Origin of the sequence: Klebsiella sp. SWET4 (assembly GCF_024296565.1) — a bacterium.
Lineage (GTDB): Bacteria > Pseudomonadota > Gammaproteobacteria > Enterobacterales > Enterobacteriaceae > Klebsiella > Klebsiella variicola.
Genome location: NZ_JANCOB010000012.1, coordinates 23,801 through 41,563 on the forward strand (window position 1 = coordinate 23,801; position 17,763 = coordinate 41,563).

The window sequence follows — 17,763 nt, forward strand, 5'->3', positions numbered from 1 at the left end:
GCGATAACTATGTTAAAAAAAATCTATCGCAAGGAAGCGATTGAGTATAAAAAGCATCACTGGAAAGGAAAGGCGCTGCTGCTCGCAGGGCTTCCAGCATGGCTTGTTGCATTACTCTCTTTTGCTTTTCTTGCGATCCTGATAGCCACCACAGTATTTTGCTCCTTTACCCAGAGAATCGACGTTCAGGGAGAGGTCATTACACTACCCCACTCTGTCAACGTTTATGCGCCACAGCAAGGCTTTGTTATCTCCCAATATGTAAAAGTCGGCGATATTGTGACCAAAGGCCAGCCGTTATATGAGATCGACATTTCCCGAAACACCACAACGGGTAATGTTAGCGCGACACAAATAGAGGTCATTAATGAAAAGATCGCAAATGCTGAAGATATCATTTCTAAACTGAATCATAATAAAGAAGAAACAACCATTTCTTTAGAGAAGCAGTTAAAAACAATCAATGACTCGTTAAAAGAAACTAATCACATGTTGGCTAACGCCCAGGCTGGATTAAAGAAAATGCATGATAATCTATCCAGCTATGATAAATATTTAAGTGATGGCTTGATTACCAAAGACCAATATAACTATCAACACTCATTGTATTTTCAACAACAAAGCACTTACCAGTCTCTGGTGAGTCAGAAAATGCAACTGGAATCGCAGGTCACTCAGCTTAACAGTGACAAAATTACTAAAATAGCTGATTTTGACAACCAAATCTCGTCACAAGAAAACCAGATTAATGATTATAAAAATCAATTGGTTGAATCAAACGCAAACGGTAACATTATTATTAAAGCAACGACTGAAGGCCGCATTGAATCATTGGCCGTCACTAAAGGCCAGATGGTTGATAAAGGCAGCAGTCTAGCACAGATAAAACCTACCGGCGATATAGAATATTATCTTGTTTTATGGTTACCTAACAATAGTATACCCTATGTAAAACCTGGGGATGTAATTAACATTCGTTATGCTGCATTTCCATCAGATAAATTTGGTCAATTTCCGGGAAAAATACTTTCAATATCTTCTGTTCCCACATCTCGACAAGAAATGTCTGAGTATACGAATGTTACGAACGGCACAAACCAGCAGGAACTGGCGCTCTACAAGACCATTGTGAAAATTGAAAACAAAACCTTTGAATATAATGGTAAAACGCTTTCGCTTTCAAATGGCCTCAAGGCTCAAGCTGTTGTATTCCTGGAAGAGCGTCCACTCTATATGTGGATGTTTACCCCTGTATATAAGATAACTCAAAGCATTACTGGGCCGATCCATGACTAACGAACTTTTCAAAAGTGTTGTTGCAAAGTTAAATTTTTCCCTTGTTAACAAAACACCTGTTATTCTTCAGTCAGAATCATCAGAATGTGGAATTGCCTGTCTGGCAATGATCTGTGGTTTTTATGGGCTGAATATCGATTTGTTTAATTTCCGTCAGCGGTTTGGTAGCCCCTCACAGGGCTCCTCACTGATGTCTCTAAGCAAAACGGCAGAACATGCTGGTTTAAAAAGCCGAGCGTTAGCTCTCGACCTTGATGAAATAAAGCAGCTTAAACTCCCCTGCATCATCCACTGGGGGATGAACCACTACGTTGTTCTTACAAAGGTAAGGAAAAACGGATTTGTTATTCACGATCCGGCGTTGGGTAAAAGAATCATTGGCATCAATGAGATGTCAAACAATTTTACCGGTGTAGCGCTTGAACTGTGGCCCGATCATAATTTCCAACAAGAAGAAGCGAAATCCCGATTACGGCTGCTGGATTTAATGCATAAAATTGTTGGCTTAAAATCGGCACTGATTAAGATTTTTGCTTTGTCCGTAGTTGTAGAAGCTATCGGCCTCCTGTTACCGATTGGCACACAGCTAGTCACTGACCATGTAATAATGGCTCACGACCAAAGCTTACTGTCTGTTATCTGTATCGGGTTGATATTTTTTACCCTATTCCGCACGTTTATTAGCATGCTACGTGCATGGACGTCGTTAACGTTAAATACCCTGACAAATATTCAATGGAAAACGACGTTATTCGATCATCTGACAAGTTTGCCATTATCCTTTTTTGAGAAAAGGCATTTAGGTGATATTCAGTCTCGCTTCTCGTCTTTGGATACGATTCGCTCAATATTTACCAATAGTATCGTTACCGGCATCATCGACTCGATAATGACAATCGGTTTATTGGTGATGCTGACCTTATATGGTGGTTGGTTAGTCTGGGTCGTCATCGGCTTTACCATTTGCTATGCGATTATGCGCTTCGCAACCTATGGATTTTATCGTCGCGTTACGGAAGAACAGGTCGTCAAGGGCGCACGTGCTAATTCCCATTTTATGGAGTCACTTTACGGCATTTCTACCATTAAGGCCTTGAATTTAAAAGAACGTCGCTCACAGCATTGGCTCAATCTTAATATTGACGCCTGTAATGCAGGAATCAAGCAAACTCGATTCGACATGATGTATGGTGGCATTAATACCTTTATCACCTCAATCGATCAGGTCGCTGTACTGTGGCTGGGTGCCATTATGGTGATTGATAATGAGATGACGCTCGGTATGTTTATGGCATTTAACGCCTACCGGGGCCAGTTTTCTCAACGTGCATCGAATCTCATTGATTTGGTGATGCAGCTTCGTATGCTCTCACTGCACAACGAACGTCTATCAGAAATAGCATTTAGTGAACCAGAAAAAGAACTTCCATCGCGGCGTGTTTTTACGGAAAACACTGGCGTAAAACTTGAAGTGAGAAATCTTAGTTATCAATACGATCCTTTTTCACAACCCATCTTTACAAATTTGAACATAACCGTTGCTCCTGGAGAATCAGTCGCGCTAATTGGCCCATCTGGCGTAGGGAAAACCACACTATTAAAAGTCATGTGCGGATTGCTCTCACCGGATTCAGGCGAAATACTGGCGGATAATCTGGAGATTAAAAAGATTGGTTTGAATAACTATCGTCTTGGTATCGCCTGCGTACTCCAGGAAGATCGCCTCTTTTCCGGCTCCCTTATTGATAATATAAGTGGCTTCGATGATAACGCCGATCTTGATTTTGTGATGGAGTGTGCCAGACGGTGCAACATTCATGATGAAATTATGAAGATGGCTATGGGATACGAAACCATTGTCGGCGAACTTGGGCTGGGTATTTCAGGTGGGCAAAAGCAGCGTATCCTGATCGCCCGCGCACTGTATCGCAAACCGAGTATTTTATTCATGGATGAGGCTACCAGCCATCTTGACCTCAGAAATGAGTCGGTTATCAATCAGTCTATTTCAGCGCTAAGTATCACCCGCATTATCGTCGCGCATCGACCATCGACCATTGCATCCGCCGATCGTGTTATCGATCTCTCACAATCAAAGTCGGTGACTACTGCTTAATAAAGGAGAAGAATATGCAAGGAACGTTTATAGGTTTTAATACCGCAGGAATTACCTTTGAAGAGCGATTTTTAGCGTTGCTGCTGAAAGTTAAGAAGGAAAATGGCTTTTGCGAGATTTACTATCTTCAGGCACCGGTGCTAGCTGATCTGCTCCTGATACTGCAGAGCAGAATGGCTGTGGTTTTCCAGCGGCTTGAAAACCAGGGAGAGGCCTATAAAGATGAGCTTATCACGTATAATGAGGCACTTGTTGCCCATATTCCTCAGGTTGAGACGGCTGAAATACAGCAACCATCCCCTGAGCGGCGAATCATGTCCATTACGCTCAAACCTGGCGAAACACAGTCAACGTTAATTCTTGTATTTCAGGATGAACAAATTAGTACTTTATGTATTGACGATCTGCAAATCGAAGCATTAATTATCGGTATTCAACAAGCATTAAAAACAGTCGGCGACCAGGAACTGGTTCAGTATTTAAGTTCAAATATGGATTTTTTAATGTGCTATACCGTCGACTTAACCACTCAGCCCAATATCGATTACCAGCAGTATCCCCAGGAAGACTGGAAGCTAAACCTGTTTTCCCATTATCTGGGCGTACTGTACTGCTGCGAGACGGAGGAAGGGAAGAAAATTGTCTCCGGTGCGGTAGTCAAAACCAGCGTACCGCATCTGTCTGAACTGGAAAACAACATCGTGATGCAGCTTATCGAGAAAAGCCCCAAGCTCAAGGCGATGCACGCGGAGCTGGCGCCATGCCAGATCTTCAGTACCATTATCCCTTCCCAGCCGGGAAGAATGCTCAGTCTGGAAGAGTGCCTGCGTCCTCTGCACGCCTTCTATCTGGAGAAGAAAGCGGAGCTTAGCGCCTGATCCTCATCTAACGACCACGCCTCTCTCCGCGCTCGCAGAGAGAGGCGTCACGCATCAGTTCGGGCACTTATAAACCTGGCCGTTCATTTCGCTGTCGGTAGGTACAAAGCTCGACAGCAGATTCTGCGTCGGGCTGCTGACGCCGTAAATCACGTTGCCGCCCATCGCTGCCGCTTGGTTACGCAGAGCGTTCGCCGCACCGCGCATAGAACCACCCTCATCGCCATTCTGGCCGGAGAGCCAGTTGCTCTGTTTACCCGTCGCGGTCCCTAACAGCTGACACTCTGCGCCCGGCTTCTCCTGCACGAAGCGCACATTCTGGCCGGCAGAGGTTAATTCATTGCTGGAACTGCAACCTGCCAACAGTAAGGCTGCGCCGACAATCCCTGCTAAATATTTTACCTGCATGTTATTCCCCATGATCGATGAGCTGGACGCACTGGCCCGGATGTAAATCTGTCATCCTTCAAACTGCGTCGGCATGAGCCGCGTTCATTTCCTCCCCGGTCGCGCTTGTCAGTTCACGCCCGAAACGGAGGTGCTTGCCGCTCTGATGCAGCTTAAATGATTTTTATGTATAAGCCTTATACTAAAAAGCGCGCCAAAAGAAAAACCCCCAGCCATTGCTGGCCAGGGGTTTCTGCTTTTTTATGCCGTAGAGCGCACGATTACATCATGCCGCCCATACCGCCCATGCCGCCCATGCCGCCAGCAGCACCTAAGTCAGGCGCGTCGCCTTTCGGCAGGTCGGTCACCATGCACTCGGTGGTGATCATCAGGCCAGCCACGGAAGCCGCGTACTGCAGTGCAGAACGGGTGACTTTGGTTGGGTCCAGGATACCGAAGTCGATCATGTTGCCGTATTCTTCAGTTGCTGCGTTGTAACCGTAGTTACCGTCGCCTGCTTTCACGTTGTTTGCCACAACAGACGGCTCTTCACCGGCGTTGGAAACGATCTGACGCAGCGGCGCTTCCATTGCGCGCAGCGCAACTTTGATACCGACGTTCTGATCTTCGTTCTGACCGGTCAGGCCAGCGAGTTTCGCCGCAACGCGAACCAGCGCTACGCCGCCGCCAGCCACCACGCCTTCTTCAACCGCAGCACGGGTTGCGTGCAGGGCGTCGTCGACGCGTGCTTTTTTCTCTTTCATTTCAACTTCGGTAGCCGCACCGACTTTGATTACTGCCACGCCGCCAGCCAGTTTAGCGACACGTTCCTGCAGTTTTTCGCGGTCGTAATCGGAGGTCGCTTCTTCGATCTGCTTACGGATCTGAGCTACACGGCCCTGGATTGCAGACTCTTCGCCAACGCCATCGATGATGGTGGTGGTGTCTTTGTTGATAACCACGCGTTTCGCCTGGCCCAGATCTTCCAGAGTCGCTTTTTCCAGCTCCATACCGATCTCTTCAGAGATAACGGTACCGCCAGTCAGGGTAGCGATATCCTGCAGCATGGCTTTACGACGGTCGCCGAAGCCCGGTGCTTTCACCGCAGCCACTTTAACGATGCCGCGCATGGTGTTAACCACCAGGGTCGCCAGCGCTTCGCCTTCAACGTCTTCAGCGATGATAACCAGCGGTTTGCCAGCTTTCGCTACGGCTTCCAGAACCGGCAGCATTTCGCGGATGTTGGAGATTTTTTTGTCAGCCAGCAGGATGAACGGGCTTTCCAGCTCAACGGCACCGGTGTCCGGCTTGTTGATGAAGTACGGAGACAGGTAGCCGCGGTCGAACTGCATACCTTCAACTACGTCCAGTTCGTCTTCCAGACCGGTACCGTCTTCAACGGTGATCACGCCTTCTTTACCGACTTTATCCATCGCTTCCGCGATCAGTTTACCGACGGTTTCGTCGGAGTTAGCGGAGATGGTACCAACCTGAGCGATAGCTTTAGAGTCAGAGCACGGTACGGACAGCGCTTTCAGTTCTTCAACGGCGGCAATGACAGCTTTGTCGATACCACGTTTCAGATCCATCGGGTTCATGCCTGCTGCAACAGCTTTCAGGCCTTCGTTCACGATAGCCTGAGCCAGCACGGTTGCGGTGGTGGTACCGTCACCTGCCGCGTCGTTCGCTTTAGAGGCAACTTCTTTCACCATCTGCGCACCCATGTTTTCGAACTTGTCTTCCAGTTCGATTTCACGAGCAACGGAAACGCCATCTTTAGTGATGGTCGGCGCGCCGAAGGATTTGTCCAGCACCACGTTGCGGCCTTTCGGGCCCAGGGTCACTTTAACTGCATCTGCCAGTACGTTTACGCCGCGCAGCATTTTTACACGAGCGTCGTTACCGAATTTTACGTCTTTTGCTGCCATTTCTTTTATTCCTCAAATTCGTTCAGGGTCGTGCGAATTACGCTTCAACAATTGCCAGGATGTCGCTTTCGGACATGATCAGCACTTCTTCGTTGTCGATCTTCTCAGACTTCACGCCGTAGCCATCGTTGAAAATCACGATGTCACCAACTTTAACGTCCAGCGGCTGCACAGTTCCGTTTTCCAGAATGCGGCCTTTACCGACAGCGATGATTTCGCCACGAGTTGATTTAGCTGCCGCAGAACCGGTCAGAACGATGCCGCCTGCAGATTTGGTTTCAACTTCTTTACGTTTGACGATCACACGATCATGTAACGGACGAATACTCATTGATAGCTCTCCTTCGAGAAAGTCATTATCAGTTATGGGTGACGCCGGGCCGAACGCGGTTTACCGGCTAGTGCAGAGAGAGATGGGGGTGGCCATTTCCCGCTTCAAGGGCAAAATCAAAAAAAATTTTTACCTTTGCGCTAGCGCGCAAAAAGCAGCGCTATCGGCCAATGCGTCATAAGGAAAAGCGATTGTGATACTCTCTTTTTTTTCACTGGCGCAGGATGGAATCATGAGTGGTTTAAAACAGGAGTTGGGACTGGGACAGGGAGTCGGATTACTTTCCACCTCATTGCTGGGTACCGGCGTCTTCGCCGTCCCGGCGCTGGCGGCGCTGGTCGCTGGCGATAACAGTCTGTGGGCATGGCCGCTGCTCATTCTCCTTGTTTTCCCGATTGCCATCGTCTTTGCCCTGCTGGGCCGCCATTTTCCCAGCGCGGGCGGCGTGGCCCACTTTGTCGATATGGCATTTGGCCCACGTCTGGCCAGCGTCACCGGCTGGCTGTTTTTATCCGTTATCCCGGTCGGACTCCCCGCCGCCCTGCACATTGCCACCGGCTTCGGCCAGGCGCTGTTCGGCTGGCATGATGCGCAGCTACTGTTGGCGGAGCTGGGCACCCTGGCCATCGTCTGGTGGATCGGTTCGCGTGGCGCCAGCTCCAGCGCCAACCTGCAGACGCTGGTTGCCGTGCTGATTGTGGCGCTGATCGTCGCCGTCTGGTGGCGTGGCGGGATAAGCCCGGCGCAGATCCCCTTCCCCGCCCTGACGGAGATCGACCATGGTCAGCTCTTCTCCGCGCTGTCGGTCATGTTCTGGTGCTTTGTCGGTCTGGAAGCTTTTGCTCACCTGGCCTCGGAGTTTAAACATCCCGAGCGCGATTTTCCCCGCGCGCTGATGATAGGCCTGCTGCTTGCCGGCTCGGTTTACTGGGCCTGTACCGTGCTGGTGTTGCACTTCCACGCCTTTGGCGAGGAGATGGCGGCGGCCGCGTCGCTACCGAACATTGTGGTCCGTCTGTTCGGTGTCGAAGCGCTGTGGGTGGCCTGCGTCATCGGCTATCTCGCCTGTTTCGCCAGCCTCAACATCTATATTCAAAGCTTCGCCCGCCTGGTCTGGTCGCAGGCGCAGCATAAGCCCGAAAGCTACCTCGCACGGCTGTCGCCACGGCAGATCCCGCGCAATGCCCTCAACGCCGTGCTGGGCTCCTGCGTGGTCAGCACCCTGTGTATCTATTTGCTCGATATCAATCTGGACGCGCTGATCGTCTATGCCAACGGCATTTTCATCATGATCTATCTGCTGTGCATGCTGGCCGGCTGTCGTTTGCTGCGCGGGCGCTATCGGCTATTGGCGGTGGTGGGCAGTATTCTCTGTCTGCTGCTGCTGGCGATGGTCGGCTGGAAAAGCCTGTACGCGCTGGTGATGCTGGCGGGGCTGTGGCTGTTTTTACCCAGGCGCAAGCTGGCGACAGGTAGCGTGTAAGCCAGGAAAGAAACCGGCCCGGTCGCATCTGCTGACCGGGCCGGGCGTGTATTAATCGCGGGGATCGTCCTTATGGTCCAGACGGTCGCGCTGCTCATCCTTACGCTGGAATTCCCCTTCGAAGGTCTCACCGCCGCCAGTACCGGCGCTAAAGCCGCCGCCCGGCATCCGGCTGAAGCGCAGATGCGGCATCAGCTTCATCGTCAGGTGCTTCTGCACTGGCGGCAGCAATAGCAGCAGGCCAAGGAAGTCGGTAAAGAACCCCGGGAGCAACAGCAGCAGACCGGCAATAATCAGTGAAACGCTCTTGATCATCTCCGCCGCCGGGCTCTCGCCTGCGGCCATCTTCTGCTGCATCAGCAGGAAATTTTTGAAGCCCTGGTTACGCACCAGCGACATCCCTACCACCGAGCTAAAGATCACCAGGATTAGGGTCATAAAGACGCCCAGCACGTGCGCGACCTGGATAAAGATCGATATCTCAATGTAAACGTAAAGAAAAAAGGCAATAAACGGAATCCAACGCACCGGCGTCTCCTTCATCAACGGGCGCTGAGCTCAGCCCCCGTAATCATCAATTTGCTGATCGCATCCCACTAAGATGGGGATGCTGCGCGGCTTTTCAATCAGCGGAAATGCTTATTTTTTCCAGCAATAGGAAAGCGGTGACCCATTTCACAGATTAATAAATCTTCTCACACCCGCGATGTAATAAGTGATCAAGCTTACTGATATTCGCTATCATCAGCATATGATCTTGGGCACCAGGCCGGTTAAGGAAATAATCGTCGGCCAGAAAATATACTGAATCCTGGATATTCTGTGTATTTGGTGAATTCATTGGCAGCTTGAAAAGAAGGTTCACATGTTAAACAACATTCGTATCGAAGAAGATCTGTTGGGCACCAGGGAAGTTCCCGCGGACGCTTACTACGGCGTTCATACTCTGCGAGCGATTGAAAACTTCTACATTAGCAACAGCAAAATCAGCGACATACCAGAATTCGTGCGCGGCATGGTGATGGTGAAGAAAGCCGCCGCGCTGGCGAACAAGGAGCTGCAGACCATTCCCAAAAGCGCGGCAAATGCGATTATCGCCGCCTGTGACGAAGTCCTCAATAACGGCAAATGCATGGACCAGTTCCCGGTCGATGTCTTCCAGGGCGGGGCCGGCACCTCCGTAAACATGAACACCAACGAAGTCCTGGCGAACATCGGCCTCGAGCTGATGGGCCATCAGAAAGGCGAATACCAGTACCTGAACCCAAACGATCACGTCAACAAATGCCAGTCCACCAACGATGCCTACCCGACCGGATTCCGCATCGCGGTGTATGCCTCCATCCTGAAGTTAATCGATGCGATTAAACAACTGGGCGAAGGCTTCCAGGCGAAAGCCGTGGAGTTCCAGGACATTCTCAAAATGGGCCGCACCCAGCTGCAGGACGCGGTGCCGATGACCCTCGGCCAGGAGTTCCATGCCTTCAATGTGCTGCTTAATGAAGAGACCAAAAGTATTCTGCGCACTGCGGAGCTGCTGCTGGAGGTGAACCTCGGCGCCACCGCCATCGGTACACGTCTCAACACCCCGGACGGCTATCAACAGCTGGCGGTGCAGAAGCTGGCGGAAGTGAGCAACTTACCGGTCGTTCCGGCGGAAGATCTGATTGAAGCCACCTCGGACTGCGGGGCGTACGTCATGGTTCACAGCTCGCTGAAACGCCTGGCGGTGAAACTGTCCAAGATCTGTAACGACCTGCGCCTGCTCTCTTCTGGTCCACGCGCAGGCCTCAACGAAATCAACCTGCCGGAGCTGCAGGCGGGTTCCTCTATTATGCCGGCGAAGGTTAACCCGGTAGTGCCGGAGGTGGTCAACCAGGTCTGCTTTAAAGTCATCGGCAACGACACCACGGTGACCATGGCCTCCGAAGCCGGGCAGCTGCAGCTGAACGTGATGGAGCCGGTGATCGGCCAGGCGATGTTCGAATCCATACATATCCTGACCAACGCCTGCTACAACCTGCTGGAGAAATGCGTTAACGGCATCACCGCCAATAAAGCGGTATGTGAAGGCTACGTCTACAACTCCATCGGCATCGTCACCTACCTCAACCCGTTTATCGGCCACCACAATGGCGATATCGTCGGCAAGATCTGCGCCGAAACCGGCAAGAGCGTGCGGGAAGTGGTGCTGGAGCGTGGGCTGCTGACGGCGGCGGAGCTGGATGATATTTTCTCCGCGCAAAACCTGATGCATCCTGCTTATAAAGCGAAGCGTTATACCGATGAAAGCGAACAGTAATCTTTCCGGTTAGTCATTGAAAGGCATGTCAGCGATGACATGCCTTTTTTGCTTTTTAGTTTTACTAAAATACAACAATCCAATATCAACTTGTTAAAAAACAAGGAAGGCATATATGTTTGGTGCAGAACTGGTTATTGTCCTGCTGGCGATTTATCTCGGCGCCAGGCTCGGCGGCATTGGTATCGGCTTTGCCGGTGGCCTTGGCGTCCTTGTCCTGACGCTTATTTTTCAAATCAAACCGGGTGCGATCCCCTTCGACGTTATTGAAATCATCATGGCGGTCATCGCCGCTATCGCCGCCATGCAGGTCGCCGGCGGGATGGATTACCTGGTCAGCCTCGCCGAACGGATGCTGCGCCGCCACCCGAAGTACATTACCTTCCTTGCCCCGCTGGTGACCTGGTTTATGACCGTACTCGCCGGCACCGGCCATACCGCCTTCTCCACGCTGCCGGTGATCACCGAAGTGGCCAAAGAGCAAGGCATTCGCCCATCTCGTCCGCTGTCGATTGCGGTCGTGGCCTCTCAGATAGCGATCACCGCCTCGCCTATCTCCGCGGCGGTGGTGTTCTTTGCCGGGATCCTTGAGCCGCTGGGCGTTAGCTACCTGACGCTGCTGGCCATCTGTATTCCGGTCACCCTGCTGGCGGTAATGCTCACCGCGATTGTTTGCAACTTCCTCGGCTGCGAACTGAAAGACGATCCCATTTACCAGGAGCGGCTGGCCAAGGGGGAAGTCAGACTGCGCGGCAGCCAGGTATTTGAGCTGCAGCCGCACGCCAAACGCTCTGTCCTGCTGTTTTTGATCGGCATCGTGGCGGTGATGTTCTACGCCACGGCCATCAGCGATACCGTCGGCCTGATTAAGAACCCGGTGCTGCCGCGTAACGAGGCGATCGTGGTATTTATGCTGACCATCGCCACCCTGATTAGCATCACCTGTAAAATCGACACCGGCGAAGTGCTCAACGCCAGCACCTTTAAGTCCGGGATGAGCGCCTGCGTCTGCGTCCTCGGCGTCGCCTGGCTGGGAGATACCTTCGTTAAAGCGCACATCAGCGATATCCAGGCCGTGGCCGGCGACCTGCTGCACAATTACCCATGGCTGCTGGCGGTGGTGCTGTTCTTCGCCGCCACGCTGCTCTACTCACAGGCAGCCACCACCAAGGCGCTGATGCCCGCCGCGCTGCTGCTCGGCGTCAGCCCGCTGACGGCGATCGCCTCGTTTGCCGCCGTCTCGGCACTGTTCGTCCTGCCAACCTATCCGACCCTGCTGGCGGCGGTGGAGATGGACGACACCGGCTCGACGCGCATCGGCAAATACGTCTTTAACCACGCCTTCCTGATCCCCGGCGTTATCGCTATCACGCTGTGCGTGATCCTGGGCTTTATCTTTGGCGGGATTATGCTGTAAATACCGCTGGCAGCGGGCCCCGCGCGGGCCCGCTGCCCGTTTCCCTCCCCTACCCCCGATCGTGACGCTAATATCCCCGCATCTTGCGTGCTATAGTGCCTCTTTTCGCTGATACGAGGTTCATGATGACTACGCCTGATGCTGTTGTTGTGCTCTGTACCGCGCCGGATGAAGCGACCGCCCAGGATCTGGCGGCAAAAGCGCTGGCGGACAAGCTGGCCGCCTGTGCCACGCTGCTGCCGGGCGCCACCTCGCTCTATTACTGGGAAGGGAAACTCGAGCAGGAGTATGAAGTTCAGATGCTGCTCAAAACCGACCTTGCCCATCAGCAGGCGCTGCTGGATTGCCTGAAGTCTCACCACCCGTATCAAACCCCTGAACTGCTGGTTCTACCCGTCATTCATGGAGACAACGATTACCTCTCATGGCTTACCGCATCATTACGCTGATCCTGCTGCTGTGCAGCACGTCAGCCACCGCCGGGTTATTCGACGCGCCGGGGCGCTCGAACTTCGTGCCTGCTGACCAGGCCTTCGCCTTTGACTTTCAGCAGCAACAGCACGATGTCAACCTGAGCTGGCAAATCAAGGATGGTTACTATCTTTATCGTCAACAGTTTACCTTTCGCGCCGCCGGGGCGACGATCGACGAACCGGCGCTCCCGGCAGGAGAGTGGCATCAAGATGAGTTTTACGGCAAAAGCGAGATTTTCCGCCAGCGCCTGACCGTGCCGGTCACGGTGAAGCAGGCGGAGAAAGACGCCACCCTCACCGTCACCTGGCAGGGCTGCGCCGATGCCGGATTCTGTTATCCACCGGAAACCAAAGTGATCCCGCTGAGCGCCGTGCTGGCGACTTCTGCCGACGGCCAGGCAACCGCCATCGAGCCCATGCCGTCGACGAGCAGCCGTCCGGCGTTCAACCCGCCGCTGCCGGTTGAGCCGCGACCGGCCCCGGAGCTCGCCACATCACCTGCGCCTGCCGCAGTGCCGCCTGCAGACACGCCTGCCCGCCTGCCCTTTACGGCGCTGTGGGCGCTGCTGATAGGTATTGGTATCGCCTTCACCCCCTGCGTGCTGCCGATGTACCCGCTGATTTCCGGCATTGTGCTGGGCGGAAAGCAGCGGCTTTCCACCGCGCGCGCCCTGCTGCTGGCCTTTATTTACGTCCAGGGGATGGCCTTAACCTACACCGCGCTGGGGCTGGTAGTGGCCGCCGCCGGTCTGCAGTTCCAGGCGGCCCTGCAGCACCCGTATGTCCTGGCGGGACTGTCGGTGGTATTTATTCTGCTGGCGCTCTCCATGTTCGGCCTGTTCACGCTCCAGTTGCCCTCCTCGCTGCAGACGCGGCTGGCGCTGCTCAGCAATAAGCGCCAGGGCGGCTCGCCCGGTGGCGTTTTCGCGATGGGCGCCATTGCCGGACTGATCTGCTCCCCATGCACCACCGCGCCGCTGAGCGCCATCCTGTTGTATATCGCCCAGAGCGGTAATCTGTGGCTGGGCGGCGGCACGCTGTACCTCTACGCGCTGGGCATGGGCCTGCCATTGATCCTCGTCACCGTATTTGGCAACCGTCTGCTGCCGAAGAGCGGCCCGTGGATGAGCCATGTGAAGACCGCCTTCGGGTTCGTGATCCTGGCTCTGCCCGTTTTCCTGCTGGAGCGCATTGTCGGCGACCCGTGGGGATTACGTCTGTGGTCAATGCTTGGCGTCGCCTTCTTCAGCTGGGCGTTTATCACCTCGCTGGGCGCTACCCGGCCGTGGATGCGGCTGGTACAAATCATCCTGCTTGCTGCCGCGCTGGTCAGCGCGCGGCCCCTGCAGGACTGGGCATTTGGCGCTCCGGCAGTCGAGCAGCAGGCGCATCTGACGTTCACCCGCGTCAACTCGGTGGCCGAGCTTAACCAGGCGCTGGCGCAGGCAAAAGGCCAACCGGTGATGCTCGATCTTTACGCCGACTGGTGCGTGGCGTGCAAAGAGTTTGAAAAATACACCTTTAGTTCACCTGACGTGCAGCAGGCGCTGAAAGGCACCGTGTTATTACAGATTGATGTGACGAAGAACAGCCCGCAAGACGTCGCGCTGCTGAAACACCTGCAGGTGCTCGGTCTGCCGACGATCTTGTTCTTCAACGCTGAGGGTCAGGAACAGCCTGAGCGGCGAGTCACCGGCTTTATGGATGCCGCGGCATTCAGCGCCCATTTGCGCGATTGGCAAGCGTGAGCGACACTTTAGGAGGAAAGATGGAGGAGAACACCGTGCTACGTGAAGACGTCCTGGCAGAAGCCATTAAAATTCTTGAAATTGAAGGTATCGCCAACACGTCGCTGGAGATGGTCGCTGAGCGCGTGTCCTGTCCGACGAGCGACCTGAAACGCTTCTGGCCCGATCGCGAAGCGCTGCTGTACGACGCGCTTCGCTATCTGAGCCAGCAGGTGGATGCCTGGCGCCGACAGTTGCTGCTGGACGACACCTTAAGCGCAGAGCAAAAGCTGCTGGCACGCTATGCCGCGCTCACCACCTGCGTTAGTAACCACCGCTACCCCGGCTGTCTGTTTATCGCCGCCTGCACCTTCTATCCCGATCCCCAGCACCCCATTCACCAGCTGGCGGAACAGCAGAAGCAGGCTTCGCTGGCCTATACTCATGAGCTGCTGACTCAGCTGGAGGTGGATGACCCGGAAATGGTCGCTAAACAGATGGAGCTGATCGTCGAGGGCTGCCTGAGCCGTCTGCTGATCAAGCGTAGCCAGACGGATGTGGATACGGCCCGGCGGCTGGCAGAAGATATTCTGCGCTTCGCCCAGTGTCGTATGGGCGGCGCCTTAACCTGATTCTGATATCCTAACCGCCACGTCGCGCCTATAATTTCCCCCTCACTGATTGCTGACAGGGATTGATATGCGCGCGTTCTTCTGGGCTGCCTGGCTGGGGCTGTGCTCCACACCTCTGCTGGCGGCTCCCCTGCAAGGTTTTTCCTTTACGCAAAAAGACTGGGAGCTCGCCTGCGATAACACTGGCACCTGCCGGGCGGCGGGTTACGGCGTCCGCATGGGCGAGGTCAGCGTGCTGTTGACCCGCAACGCCGGCAGCGAACAGCGCCTCGCCGCCACGGCCACCTTTGCGCAAATCGAGCACGATATCCCCGCCGACTCCACCGCCAGCCTGCTGATCGACGACCGGGATCTTGGCGCGCTGGACGCCCAGGACGACAGCCACTTCCGTCTGGACAGCGATCAGACTGCCGCCCTGCTACAGGCCCTGGCGAATCAGCGCAAAATCGAATTCACCCTTAACGGCCAGCACCTGCCGCTTTCCAGCGCCGGCAGCCGCGAGGTACTGGGTAAAATGGATGCGTTTCAGCGACGCACCGGCACCGCCGACGCGCTGCTGGATAAAGGCGATGCCGGCGACGATGCCATTTTGCCAGCCACTGCCGCCCCGGAGATTATCGCCGCCCCGGTGATCCATAACGCGCAGCCGGTGGCGCTGAGCATACTTCAGCGCCAGAAGCTGCTGCCCTCCCTGACGCCGCTGCTGAACCAGCGCTGTGACGACTGGCAGAACCCGGCCATCCCGGCGGCAGAGCGCCAGATCACGCTGACCGCGCTGGATAAAACCCATTCTCTGGTGCAGGCGCTCTGCTGGCGAGCGCCCTATAACGACGGCTATGCGCTGTGGCTGGTCGATAACGCCCAGCTGAACAAGCCACGGTTGCTGACCACCGAGGCCTCGAGCTACGCCAACGGCACTATCGTCTTTTTGCACAAAGAACGGGGCATTGCCGACTGCCTAACCGGCGAAACCCGCGTCTGGGACGGTAAAACCTTTACCCCCAGCCTGAAGTACAGCACCGGTATGTGTCGGGAAATCACCCCCGGCGGCACCTGGATGCTGCCGACCTTTGTCAGCCAGGTGATCCCCAGGCAGCAGAAAGAGGCGGATAACCTCGCCCTGCGCACGCTGTATAACGCAGTGTTAAAAGCGCAAAAAAGCGATCCAGAATTGTCGCTGAATAAGGTCGCCGAGCAGTTTCCGTTAACCGGCCATATTACCGACTTCACGCTCACCTACGCCGATGACACCCTGGTTTCGACCAGCAAACCTTCCCCGGATATCAGCGATGACGAGTGGCAGGCGTTTCTGCGCTCCTCGATCAGCGCAGATTCAGAAAACGGTAAAGTCAGCTTTACCCTGATCGATCTCGACGGTGACGGCAAACGCGATCTGATCATCGACAGCTACGTGGGCGGCACCGGGCTCTTCAGCTACACCGGGGTGCTCCGGCGCGGCGATAATGACTTTGCCGCCGTCGACGGCAGCGACAGTGATAACGGCGATGATTTCGATGCCGGGGTGCCCGGCGCCCTCTTTTCTATCAATGGCCGCGGGGCTAACCAATGGAACCACTGGGTCAAAATCAACGGTCAGGTGTATGCCCTTTGGTACAACGGCCAGTTTGGCGAAGATAATCTCTACCTGCTGCGCCCGTTCAGCACTGCGAGCCAGACGCCCGCGGTGACGGTTCGCTATCGCTATACGCTGAACAGCATCCGCTCCCCGGAGAAAGACCAGCCGTTAACCCCCCCCCTCAGCGACAGCGATAAAATGGATCTGCTGCGTTCGCTGGAGGTCATGCAGGGCAGCCTGCTGAAAGACAAACCCGTCAGCGACAACGATGCGCCGATCTGCCCCATCCCACCGGGCACCTCCGCCGACGAGGCGGATAACTACTACAGCGGCGTCGCCATCAACTATATCTATGAGACAGTGGCCTATATTCCGGTCTGGCTGAACGGAAAGTGCTATATCGGCACTATTTTTAGCCACCATGGCGCCTATCGCCACGGCGTGGATGCGGAAATTACGCTGAGCTCCCCGCGCGAGGATGAAGAGGTCATTGGCGATTATATTATCTCCGGGTTGCGCCACGTAATCGCCATTACCAGCGGCTGGAAAACCCGCGAGGGTGATAACGGCATGCAGTGAAGTTAAGCCAAAACGCGCCTTTGAACGCAGAATTGCCGCAAAGATAAGCAATCGATAAGTAATTTAAGAAATTTGGTTGACGGGGTGGGCGGATTACGGTTTAATGCGCCCCGTTGCCCGGATAGCTCAGTCGGTAGAGCAGGGGATTGAAAATCCCCGTGTCCTTGGTTCGATTCCGAGTCCGGGCACCACTATTTAGAGAACCCAGCCTATGGCTGGGTTTTTGCTTTTCTACGATCGGACTCTCCATCGAACTCCGTTCGATTATTCGCCGTACAGCGGCTCACCCCTTCGGGGCCAGCGCGACAAGCGCGCTGTTCAACGCCTGCGGCGTTAGTCCGAGTCCGGGCACCACTATTTAAAGAACCCGCCCAAAAGGCGGGTTTTTGCTTTTCTGCATCCGGACTCTCCATCGAACTCCACTCTATGATCCCCTACCCGGCGGCGCTGCGCTTGCGCGGGCCTACGCTGTTTGAGCCTGCGGGGGGACCCGTAGGCCGGATAAGGCATTTATGCCGCCATCCGGCACAACCGCGGGTACGGCGTCTGATGTGTATCGCCCGGTGGCGCTGTGCTTGCGCGTGCCTACGCTGTTTGAGCCTGCGGGGGGACCCGTAGGCCGGATAAGGCATTTATGC

General features: G+C 54.4%; 14 protein-coding genes and 1 tRNA gene. 11 read left to right on the forward strand and 4 right to left on the reverse strand.

The features are described 5' to 3' along the window. Positions 1–9 precede the first annotated feature (9 nt). From NKJ21_RS22340 to yjeJ, 3 genes are read left to right on the forward strand one after another with little or no spacing between them, the layout of a single operon-like run. On the forward strand, positions 10–1,296 hold the full coding sequence (locus tag NKJ21_RS22340) for an HlyD family secretion protein (RefSeq protein ID WP_023323492.1): 1,287 nt from the start codon (positions 10–12) through the stop codon (positions 1,294–1,296). Then, positions 1,289–3,412, forward strand: coding sequence for a peptidase domain-containing ABC transporter (locus NKJ21_RS22345; protein WP_239270673.1), 2,124 nt, complete (start codon positions 1,289–1,291; stop codon positions 3,410–3,412). Before NKJ21_RS22340 ends, NKJ21_RS22345 begins: the two co-directional genes overlap by 8 nt. A 14-nt stretch (positions 3,413–3,426) precedes the next feature. Next, a complete protein-coding gene (gene yjeJ / locus NKJ21_RS22350; protein ID WP_065882722.1) occupies positions 3,427–4,290 on the forward strand; it encodes a YjeJ family protein in 864 nt (287 codons plus the stop codon). Between the two features lie 54 nt (positions 4,291–4,344). On the opposite strand, the gene NKJ21_RS22355 is transcribed toward yjeJ, so the two are convergent. From NKJ21_RS22355 to NKJ21_RS22365, 3 genes are all read right to left on the reverse strand, one after another. Beyond that, positions 4,345–4,698, reverse strand: a complete 354-nt coding sequence (locus NKJ21_RS22355) for a DUF4156 domain-containing protein (RefSeq protein ID WP_004152419.1) — start codon at positions 4,696–4,698, stop codon at positions 4,345–4,347. 260 nt (positions 4,699–4,958) lie between these two features. Continuing rightward, on the reverse strand, positions 4,959–6,605 hold the full coding sequence (gene groL, locus NKJ21_RS22360; RefSeq protein ID WP_008807218.1) for a chaperonin GroEL: 1,647 nt from the start codon (positions 6,603–6,605) through the stop codon (positions 4,959–4,961). 37 nt (positions 6,606–6,642) lie between these two features. Beyond that, positions 6,643–6,936 carry a co-chaperone GroES gene (locus NKJ21_RS22365; RefSeq protein ID WP_003855929.1) on the reverse strand — a complete coding sequence of 98 codons (294 nt, stop codon included), beginning with the start codon at positions 6,934–6,936 and terminating at the stop codon, positions 6,643–6,645. 232 nt (positions 6,937–7,168) lie between these two features. Between NKJ21_RS22365 and yjeH the strand changes: the two genes are divergently transcribed. Then, positions 7,169–8,419, forward strand: coding sequence for an L-methionine/branched-chain amino acid transporter (yjeH, locus tag NKJ21_RS22370; RefSeq protein ID WP_012543132.1), 1,251 nt, complete (start codon positions 7,169–7,171; stop codon positions 8,417–8,419). A gap of 51 nt (positions 8,420–8,470) precedes the next feature. Here the strand turns inward: yjeH and NKJ21_RS22375 are convergent, their stop codons facing one another. Continuing rightward, positions 8,471–8,947 carry an FxsA family protein gene (locus NKJ21_RS22375; RefSeq protein WP_012543133.1) on the reverse strand — a complete coding sequence of 159 codons (477 nt, stop codon included), beginning with the start codon at positions 8,945–8,947 and terminating at the stop codon, positions 8,471–8,473. A gap of 337 nt (positions 8,948–9,284) precedes the next feature. Here NKJ21_RS22375 and aspA point away from each other — a divergent pair, with 337 nt between their 5' ends. The 7 genes from aspA (at position 9,285) to NKJ21_RS22410 (ending at position 17,316) form a co-directional block, all read left to right on the forward strand. After that, positions 9,285–10,721 carry an aspartate ammonia-lyase gene (gene aspA, locus NKJ21_RS22380; protein ID WP_002885424.1) on the forward strand — a complete coding sequence of 479 codons (1,437 nt, stop codon included), beginning with the start codon at positions 9,285–9,287 and terminating at the stop codon, positions 10,719–10,721. A 115-nt stretch (positions 10,722–10,836) separates the two neighbouring features. Next, the gene (locus NKJ21_RS22385; RefSeq protein ID WP_072125543.1) at positions 10,837–12,138 is read left to right on the forward strand and encodes an anaerobic C4-dicarboxylate transporter; all 1,302 of its coding nucleotides are present in this window, start codon (positions 10,837–10,839) and stop codon (positions 12,136–12,138) included. Between the two features lie 125 nt (positions 12,139–12,263). Further along, positions 12,264–12,587: a divalent cation tolerance protein CutA gene (gene cutA, locus NKJ21_RS22390; RefSeq protein ID WP_008807222.1), complete on the forward strand. Its 324-nt coding sequence runs from the start codon at positions 12,264–12,266 to the stop codon at positions 12,585–12,587. Beyond that, positions 12,563–14,359 (forward strand): protein-disulfide reductase DsbD, encoded by a 1,797-nt coding sequence (locus NKJ21_RS22395; RefSeq protein ID WP_008807223.1) that lies wholly within the window; start codon positions 12,563–12,565, stop codon positions 14,357–14,359. The genes cutA and NKJ21_RS22395 overlap by 25 nt, the downstream gene beginning before the upstream one ends. 20 nt (positions 14,360–14,379) lie before the next feature. Further along, the gene (locus NKJ21_RS22400; RefSeq protein WP_008807224.1) at positions 14,380–14,970 is read left to right on the forward strand and encodes a transcriptional regulator; all 591 of its coding nucleotides are present in this window, start codon (positions 14,380–14,382) and stop codon (positions 14,968–14,970) included. A 67-nt stretch (positions 14,971–15,037) separates the two neighbouring features. Further along, positions 15,038–17,125: a DUF1176 domain-containing protein gene (locus NKJ21_RS22405; RefSeq protein ID WP_110221767.1), complete on the forward strand. Its 2,088-nt coding sequence runs from the start codon at positions 15,038–15,040 to the stop codon at positions 17,123–17,125. 115 nt (positions 17,126–17,240) lie between these two features. Then, positions 17,241–17,316 (forward strand) — tRNA-Phe (locus NKJ21_RS22410). Positions 17,317–17,763 lie beyond the last annotated feature (447 nt).

What these genes read in the sequence shown, in the direction of transcription:
- NKJ21_RS22340 (WP_023323492.1), top strand. Translation starts at nt 10, where the DNA reads ATGTTAAAAAAAATCTATCGCAAGGAAGCGATTGAGTATAAAAAGCAT.
- NKJ21_RS22345 (WP_239270673.1), top strand. Translation starts at nt 1,289, where the DNA reads ATGACTAACGAACTTTTCAAAAGTGTTGTTGCAAAGTTAAATTTTTCC.
- yjeJ (WP_065882722.1), top strand. Translation starts at nt 3,427, where the DNA reads ATGCAAGGAACGTTTATAGGTTTTAATACCGCAGGAATTACCTTTGAA.
- NKJ21_RS22355 (WP_004152419.1), bottom strand. Translation starts at nt 4,698, where the DNA reads ATGCAGGTAAAATATTTAGCAGGGATTGTCGGCGCAGCCTTACTGTTG.
- groL (WP_008807218.1), bottom strand. Translation starts at nt 6,605, where the DNA reads ATGGCAGCAAAAGACGTAAAATTCGGTAACGACGCTCGTGTAAAAATG.
- NKJ21_RS22365 (WP_003855929.1), bottom strand. Translation starts at nt 6,936, where the DNA reads ATGAGTATTCGTCCGTTACATGATCGTGTGATCGTCAAACGTAAAGAA.
- yjeH (WP_012543132.1), top strand. Translation starts at nt 7,169, where the DNA reads ATGAGTGGTTTAAAACAGGAGTTGGGACTGGGACAGGGAGTCGGATTA.
- aspA (WP_002885424.1), top strand. Translation starts at nt 9,285, where the DNA reads ATGTTAAACAACATTCGTATCGAAGAAGATCTGTTGGGCACCAGGGAA.
- NKJ21_RS22385 (WP_072125543.1), top strand. Translation starts at nt 10,837, where the DNA reads ATGTTTGGTGCAGAACTGGTTATTGTCCTGCTGGCGATTTATCTCGGC.
- cutA (WP_008807222.1), top strand. Translation starts at nt 12,264, where the DNA reads ATGACTACGCCTGATGCTGTTGTTGTGCTCTGTACCGCGCCGGATGAA.
- NKJ21_RS22395 (WP_008807223.1), top strand. Translation starts at nt 12,563, where the DNA reads ATGGCTTACCGCATCATTACGCTGATCCTGCTGCTGTGCAGCACGTCA.
- NKJ21_RS22400 (WP_008807224.1), top strand. Translation starts at nt 14,380, where the DNA reads ATGGAGGAGAACACCGTGCTACGTGAAGACGTCCTGGCAGAAGCCATT.
- NKJ21_RS22405 (WP_110221767.1), top strand. Translation starts at nt 15,038, where the DNA reads ATGCGCGCGTTCTTCTGGGCTGCCTGGCTGGGGCTGTGCTCCACACCT.